We start from the raw sequence: 8,238 nt of genomic DNA on the forward strand, positions 1-8,238 counted from the left end.
TATTCCTGCTGTATGTGTATCGTGTTGGATATTACTGTCTTTAGTGCTTGATGTCGTGATAATTTATTTATATAATCTCAAATAATATGAAAATTATTAAATGCTTCGAAAAACATTCTCTTGCCTATTTAAGTGGGCTGTTGTGTAAAAAAGCACTTTTCGTGTTTTTTATTCTCACTATTTTCCTGATACCTTCGAAAGCTGCCGATACAGTAATCGTTTCCGGAACCGTAACTGATGCAACTACAGGTGAACCCTTAATTGGTGTTACAGTGGTTGTAAAAGGTACTACCCAGGGAGTTGTTACGGATGTAGATGGTAACTACAGGTTGTCGCTACCGTCAACTGACAACGAATTTTTACTTTTTTCCTATGTTGGCTATACAACAACGGAAAAATTATGGAAAGGCGAAACGGTGTTGAATGTTTCTCTTGATCCTCAGCTTATTGGATTGGATGAGGTGGTGGTGGTAGGTTATGGCACACAGAAAAAAAGTGACATTACGGGTGCTGTGGCCTCTGTCTCGAAAGACAGGATAAACAATGGAGTGGCAACGGATGCTATTCAATATCTTCAAGGCGCTGTTGCAGGTCTGAACATCACACCTACTCAAGCAGGAGCAAATCCGGAAAGTGGCGCTGTACTGCTTATCCGTGGCAGGAACTCAATCAGCGCGAGCAACGACCCCCTGATTGTACTCGATGGAGTTACTTTTTATGGAAGCTTGTCGGATATCAATCCGAAGGACATTGAATCCATTGAAGTCTTGAAGGATGCATCGTCAAGTGCTATTTACGGTTCAAGAGCTTCAAATGGAGTAATCCTGATTCAAACCGTAAAGGGTGTGAAAGGGAAACCTACCATTCGTTATGATGCTTTTTATTCCATTCAATCGGTAGCAAATTTTCCACACTTAATGAATGGCGATGAATATCTGGATTTCAAGCAAGGCGCAGATGTTTCAGACGAAGAAAATCTTCCTTTGACAGATTCAGAGCAAGAAGTTTACGACTCCGGAAGTTATAAGTCGTGGACCTGGAGAGATCTCATCATTCAAAATGGAAACAGTACACGCCATAACCTTTCGGTGTCCGGAGGAAACGACCGCATCACTTACAATACAAGTTTTTCCTATTTAGGGACTACCGGTATTGTCTTAAATGATAAATATCAGCGCGGTACTTCCAGAATTAACCTGAAGTCTGATATGAACAACTGGCTGACGTTGGGTACAAATGTAATGCTTTCTTATACCGATAATAGCGGAGCTACTCCTTCCTTTATCGATGTTTTCAATAAATCACCCCTGGCGGTTCCATTCAATCCGGATGGTTCAATAAACATTTACCCGATAGCCGACGAACCAAGAAAACTGAATCCGCTTGAACCTTTATTATACGATGATTTGAACAGAAGATATGCCATCTCTGCCAATAATTATATTAATATTGAACTTCCTTTTATAAAGGGATTCTCATACCAGCTGAATACGGGTGTACAATATTCATCTACTGAAAAGAACTGGTATCACGGTCTTAATACCAATTTGGCCGATGATATAAAAGGAGAAAGCAGAACAAACAATGGAGCCGACCACTCCTATATTTTAGAAAATATTTTTTCCTACAAACGTGATTTTGCAAGACATAGCTTGTTCCTGACAGGATTATACAGTCTTGAAGAAAAAGAGAACAAGAACACAATTATCAGCGCAAGCGGTTTTTCAAATGATTTTCTCTCCTGGTATGGTGCCCCGCAGGCGAGTAAGTACACTCCGGATTATGAGTATAGTAAGACCGATTTGATATCCCAAATGCTTCGCCTAAACTATAGTTATGACAGTCGTTATTTGTTTACAGGTACAGTGAGACGCGATGGTTATTCGGGATTCGGAGAGAAGAGGAAGTATGGAGTTTTTCCGTCTGCTGCCATAGGCTGGAATATCGCAAACGAATCATTTTTCTCGAATGCAAAAGAAAGTGTGAACACGCTGAAATTACGTTTATCTTACGGGAAAAACGGGAATCAGGCCATTGTTCCTTACCAAACCCTGTCTCAGTTAGGTGCCGGAGACTATAATAGCTCGGGAGTACCTCAACCGGGATACATCCCGATCACTCTTGGAACAGCCACGTTGGGGTGGGAAACAACGTATGCATTTAATGTCGGATTGGATTTTGGATTATTCAATTCAAGGATAACAGGAGAAATAAACGTCTATAACAACAATACGGAAGACTTACTCCTGAAACGTTCAATTTCTGCGGTTCATGGCGTGAATTACATTTTTCAAAACATCGGAAAAACCAACAACGAAGGGGTTGAATTTATGGTGAACGCCAATTTAATTCAAACAAGAGACTTTTCATGGTCTACAAATCTGAATATGAGCACTATTCACACCAAAATAGTGGATTTGTACGGAGACGGTAAAGATGATGTCGCCAATAACTGGTTTATTGGGCAACCGATAATGGTAAATTACGACTATAAGTTCATTGGTGTATGGCAACAGTCAGATGAAATCCTGGCGGAACAGTACGGAGCGAAACCGGGCTATGCACGCTATGATGACTTTAATAAGGATGGTGTTTACGGACCGGCCGACCGTCAGCTGATAGGTTCCCCTGAGCCAAGTTTCACATGGGGACTGACAAATAACTTCAAATACAATGATTTTAGCTTGTCATTTTTCATGTATGGAAAAACAGGAGTATTAAAAGCCAATCCTTATAAAGACAGGACTTATTTGATTAAGCAGAATTATTGGACAGTCGACAATCCGACCAATGACTACTGGTCTAATGCAAGTCAGGCAAATAAATACCTTGGCAAAGGAAATTATCCGAGTGTCTATGAAAATGCTGACTTTGTAAGGGTAAAAGAGGTGACGTTGGCTTATTCAATTCCACGTAAAGCCTTGAATGTTATTAGACTGGAGAATGCTAAAGTGTACTTTACCGGTAAGAATTTATTTACTTTTACCAAGTGGGGGGCACTGGATCCGGAACTTGACAATCAAAGAGCTATTCCATTGCAACGGGAATACATTCTTGGTTTGAATTTATCATTCTAAAAAAACTACTTAAACAGAATATAAAATGAAACGAACATGAACATCATTACACCCAAGATGATGATTATCGTGAGTTCCATACACCATAATGTAATAAATGAAATAATCGTATGAAAAAGATAAAAATAACAACAGTGTTAGCAATTTTCCTGTTAATTGGCTTTTTGGGTAGTTGCTCAGATGATATGCTGGTAGAAAAACCTCCACATTTTATTACTGCGGATGTGCTTTACACCAACGTAGACGGTTTTAATGCAGGAATTAATGGACTTTATTCATTGGTTCAGCAAGAAAGAAGCGGAATAAATTATACCGGAGGTTTTGGAAAAATTGACCTTTGTTCTCAAATTTATTTAGCAGGAACGGATAATGTAGCTACCGGAACTTCGGGAGGATTGACTACGCTTTTGGGTGACTGGACTAAAAGCACCTCAACCGATCCCAACCTGGACAAAATATTCTTATGGCTTTATAAGGCGGTCAGTGCTTCCAACCAAATTATTTCGCGTGCAGAAAATCCGGATGTGGATTGGGGAGTAGGCGAAAACAACAAAGAAAAAATTGTAGCAGAGGCACGGGCTATCCGCGCATGGGCTTACCGTCATCTAACCTATTTATGGGGCGATGTACCGTTAATGACAGAAGAAGTGTCGGGCGAAAATATTCAAACAGATCTCGTTCGCGAGAAAGTGTCGGTTATTCGGAAGTTGATGATCAATGATTTAAAGTATGCATCAGAAAATCTACCCTGGATTCCCGAAAAGGCCGGACATATCTCACGCGGTGCAGTTCAAACTTATTTGGCAGAAACCTACCTGGCTGTCGGAAAGCCAGACTCCGCATTATACTGGACTAATGAATGCATTAATAAGGGTCCATATAAGTTGATAACTTCACGGTATGGAGCTAATTCTGACAAACCGGGTGCTGCCTTTATGGATATGTTTCATCCGTCAAAAACCAATATTTCGGATGGAAATACCGAAGCGTTGTGGGTGCTGCAGTACGAACAAAATGTAGTGGGAGGAAGTGATAATCTGATGCGTCATGAAACCACAAACAGGTATGATCAGGTTCAGTATTGTGGTAAAAAGGGATTTCTCACGTACACCGATGAAAGAGGTGGAAGAGGCTGGAGCAGACAGACATTGACCAAAAAAGGCTTGTTACTGTATTATTCATCAAGCGACAGTTTAAATAAAAGATTGGATCAAAGAGGATCGGAATATGCCATTCGAAAATATTTTACAGTAGGAGCATTGGATGATTTTGCCGGAATCCAAAATCCTGCCACAAAACAACTTTGGAAAGCTGGCGATACAGTTTGGCTGGCTACACCTACTTCCAAAAAAAAGGTAACAAACCCTGGAGACAAATTTCAAAGTGGAGCGTATAATTTTAATTTATTGTCTGACAATACATCGAATGATAACAACTGGCCTTACAGCTTGAAATTTGCATATTGTGACCCGGGTTTTCCAACCACCACCGAATCACATTCAGATCAGGTTTTTATGCGTCTCGCAGAAACTGTTTTACTACGTGCGGAAGCAAAAGGACGACTGAACAATCTGCAAGGAGCAGCCAATGATATTAATTTGCTTCGTGATCGCGCAAATGCAAAATTAGTTACTATATCCGATTTAGGTACAGACCTGACTTCCTTCCTGGATTATATTTTGGATGAACGTTCACGGGAACTGCTTCTGGAGGAACAGCGCAGATATACGCTTTTAAGAATGGGAGGGGAGAAATTCTTCTTCAGAAGGGTACAGGAATTTAACAAGATAGATAAGAATATGACGCTTCGTGACACATTATTTGCCATTCCCCAAACAGTAATCGATGCCAATCTGAATTCTGTAATGCCTCAAAATCCAGGTTTTAATCAGTAAAAAAGACCATTAAATGAAGAAATATTTGAATTTAATTGTACTGCTTTTCATCTCATCTTTCGCTTTTTCGCAAGGCGTTGATAGATTGGATGCATTCTGTGGCGATTGGAAATCCACGAGTGGAAATTATTTTGCCCAAGTATACAAAGACAAAAATAATGCATATAAAATCAACATCGTCGATGACCTGACAACGCGCGGCAAACCGATAGCCGAATTGGCCGGCGTGAAAGCAAGTGAGTTTGAGCTGACCATATCAGGCCGCAATTGGAGTGGAAAAATCAGTAAAAAAGATATGAGCCTGAAAAGTGGAAATCAGTCCTTTGCCTTGAAACCCATTATGCGCACTTCTCCAACTATGGGTGCGAAAGCTCCCAAAGATGCCATTGTGCTCTTCAACGGAAAAAACATGGATGCGTGGACCAAGGTAGCCGAAAAAGACTGGTTGGAGGGAGGGGCTCCCGCCGACAACTGGAAAATTTTGCCCGGAGGAATACTTGAAGTTGTGCCAAACAGCGGGTCAATCATTACCAAACAAAAATTTGGCGATTTAAAAATGCACCTTGAGTTTAGATTGCTTGGTGACGTTACAAATGGTGGCGTATATTTAATGTCAAGATATGAATTGAATATAAAAGATGCATATGGGACAGTCGGCGGAACCCCGATTGGTTTCGGAAATGTCTCGGATCCGAAGGATTTATACCCGTCCTTCAATATGGCGTTTCCACCAATGCAATGGCAAACATTTGATATTGACTTCAGAGCCCCCCGGTTCGATGCCACCGGAACAAAAAAAATAGAAAATGCCCGCATTACACTTGTACATAACGGCGTGACCATTTATGATGATGTTGAAATCGTTTCTGTAAAAGGCTCAACGGCTAAATTAGGCGAAGCCGGTGTCGGACCCGTTTATTTGCAAGATCATGGAACAGCTTATCAGTTCAGAAATATCTGGGTAATTGATAAAACGTTGAAAGGGACCGAAAACTTTCAAACTGTGGAAGCGAAATCCGGCCAGGACGATGATTCGGAAACGGTGTCCCCAACCAAAAAAGGAGGCAATAAAGCCGGAGGTAAAAAAGGTGGCGGCAGAAAAAATGCAGGGACTACTGTTGGTGCTGATGTAGCGTTAAAAAACGGTTCAAAGAAAACATCTGTAAATAATAACTCTGCAGATCAAAAGTCCGGGAAGAAAAAAGGAAGCAGCAACAAAAGATACGATGCAAGTTATGAAGGCGAACTAAATCCATTCTACGCGGACAAAAGTGTCAATACAACTTATATTTTTAGTGATAAACCTGCTCCTGCATCAGAGTTTGTGCATCCCGGAATTTTAATTAATTCCGGTCAGTTGGAGGAAATAAGAAACCGTGTTAATAATGGTATTGAACCCCAGAAAACTGCTTTTATGGCATTGAAAGATAGTCGCTACGGCGCTCTGGATTACATGCCTACAGCGTATGATACTGTTTCATGTGGTCCATATTCCAATCCGGATATCGGTTGTAAAGATGAACAGTCAGATGTGATTGCTGCTTATTCTCAAGCATTGCTTTGGGTGATTACCCGTAATAAAACGTATGCCGAGAACGCCATCAGGATAATGAACGAATGGTCATACACCCTCAATGGCGGACACAATTACGCCAATGGCCCTGTTCAGGCTGCCTGGTGCGGATCCGTTTGGCCCCGTGCTGCCGAAATTATCCGTTACACCTACGATGGCTGGAAAGAATCCGACATCGCAAGATTTCAAAACATGCTTCGTACACAGTACTTACCTTCTATCATACATGGTAACTGTGAAAACGGGAACAAGGAATTAGCTATGAGTGAGGCTCTTATCAATATTGGCGTTTTCAATGATGATAAGGAAGTGTTTGACTTGGGTGTGAAGATGTGGCGGGGAAGAACGCCAGCCTATATTTATTTGAAATCGGATGGGCCTACACCGATTGAGCCACCGGGATGCGGAATGGCTATATGGGGAAACAAGGGATATACCCCTGAATTTGTCGATGGACTTCTGCAAGAAACAGCCCGCGATACACACCATGCCTGGATGGCATTTGCCTCCATGGTGAATGCGGCAGAAACAGCCTACATACAAGGGGTTGACTTGTATGGAGAAGAAGGAGAAAGAATCATGGCAGCAATGGAATTTCAAGGGCAATATCTGAAACCCAACAATAGGCCCTGGCCTGAACATTTGGAATTTGCACTGAATCCAACCTGGGAGATTGCCTATAATCATTTCCACAACCGAAAGGGAAATAATTTACCAAAAATTGGCGCAGTAATCCCCACCAATCGTCCTACGGGAACAAATCACCATATTATTTGGGAAACCTTGACTCACGGTGAGATGGGCAATTAAAGCGAGTTTCATATATATTGATGTAAAAAAAATATTTTAATCGTATGAAAGTGAAATTATTTTATAGCGTACTATTTTTAACTGTATTCCTGTTTGGAGCATCAAACTCTTTTGGACAAGATAATTTAATCATCAAACGTCCCGGTAAAGCTGATGTGAAAATTGCGTTGAATGCCTATTCATTCACAAAACCACTATTGAACTACTCAAAAAACAGGAGTGGCGAGAAAATGTCTCTTTTCGAACTGATAGACTGGTGTGCTGTGCAAGGTTTTGACGGTGTTGATCTGACCGGCTATTATTTTCCGAATTATCCTGAATTACCCAGTGATGAATTCATTTATAATCTGAAAAAGTATGCACATACTTCAGGCATTATCATAACAGGCACAGGGGTTCGGAATAATTTTGCCGATCCTGATCCTGCCAACCGTGCTGCCGACGTCAAACACGTGAAGGAGTGGATAGATGTGGCTGCAAAATTGGGAGCGCCCGTTGTGCGTATTTTTGCAGGTCCTGTTCCATCAGGCTATGAAAATAAATGGGATGAGGTGGCCGGATACATGGCCGAAAGCATAAAAGAATGTGCTGATTATGGTAAGGAAAAAGGTATTTTACTTGGAGTTCAGAATCACGGGGATTTCTTGAAAACTGCCGATGAAACGATCAAACTTGTACAAATGGTAAACTCCGAATGGTTTGGTGTGATTGTCGACACCGGTTATTTTTTGACCCCTGATCCCTATGTGGATATTGAAAAAGTGATGCCTTATGCGGTTAATTTTCAGCTGAAAGAGAGTGCATTTGGAGCTGCAAGTGTGGTGCCGATTGATTTAGAGCGTATCATGGAGATTATTAAAAGAACCGGATACAGAGGTTATTT

The 8,238-nt window shown here is 41.1% G+C and carries 4 protein-coding genes; all 4 read left to right on the forward strand.

Features of this window, described 5'->3' with window-relative positions:
* Positions 1-86 precede the first annotated feature (86 nt).
* Complete coding sequence (locus B3Z75_RS10040) at positions 87-3,077, forward strand: SusC/RagA family TonB-linked outer membrane protein (protein WP_294071078.1); 2,991 nt, start codon at positions 87-89, stop codon at positions 3,075-3,077.
* A gap of 110 nt (positions 3,078-3,187) precedes the next feature.
* Positions 3,188-4,972 (forward strand): RagB/SusD family nutrient uptake outer membrane protein, encoded by a 1,785-nt coding sequence (locus B3Z75_RS10045; RefSeq protein ID WP_294071081.1) that lies wholly within the window; start codon positions 3,188-3,190, stop codon positions 4,970-4,972.
* A gap of 358 nt (positions 4,973-5,330) precedes the next feature.
* Entirely contained in the window at positions 5,331-7,355 is a 2,025-nt protein-coding gene (locus B3Z75_RS10050) for a family 16 glycoside hydrolase (protein ID WP_294071111.1), read from the forward strand.
* A 44-nt stretch (positions 7,356-7,399) separates the two neighbouring features.
* Positions 7,400-8,238, forward strand: an 839-nt coding sequence (locus tag B3Z75_RS10055; RefSeq protein ID WP_294071084.1) for a sugar phosphate isomerase/epimerase family protein, incomplete at its 3' end; no start/stop codon positions are given.

The organism is Proteiniphilum sp. UBA1028, assembly GCF_002316955.1.
Lineage (GTDB): Bacteria > Bacteroidota > Bacteroidia > Bacteroidales > Dysgonomonadaceae > Proteiniphilum.

Coding starts and splice junctions, on each gene's coding strand:
- B3Z75_RS10045 (WP_294071081.1), top strand. CDS start 3,188: ATGAAAAAGATAAAAATAACAACAGTGTTAGCAATTTTCCTGTTAATT.
- B3Z75_RS10040 (WP_294071078.1), top strand. CDS start 87: ATGAAAATTATTAAATGCTTCGAAAAACATTCTCTTGCCTATTTAAGT.
- B3Z75_RS10050 (WP_294071111.1), top strand. CDS start 5,331: ATGGGTGCGAAAGCTCCCAAAGATGCCATTGTGCTCTTCAACGGAAAA.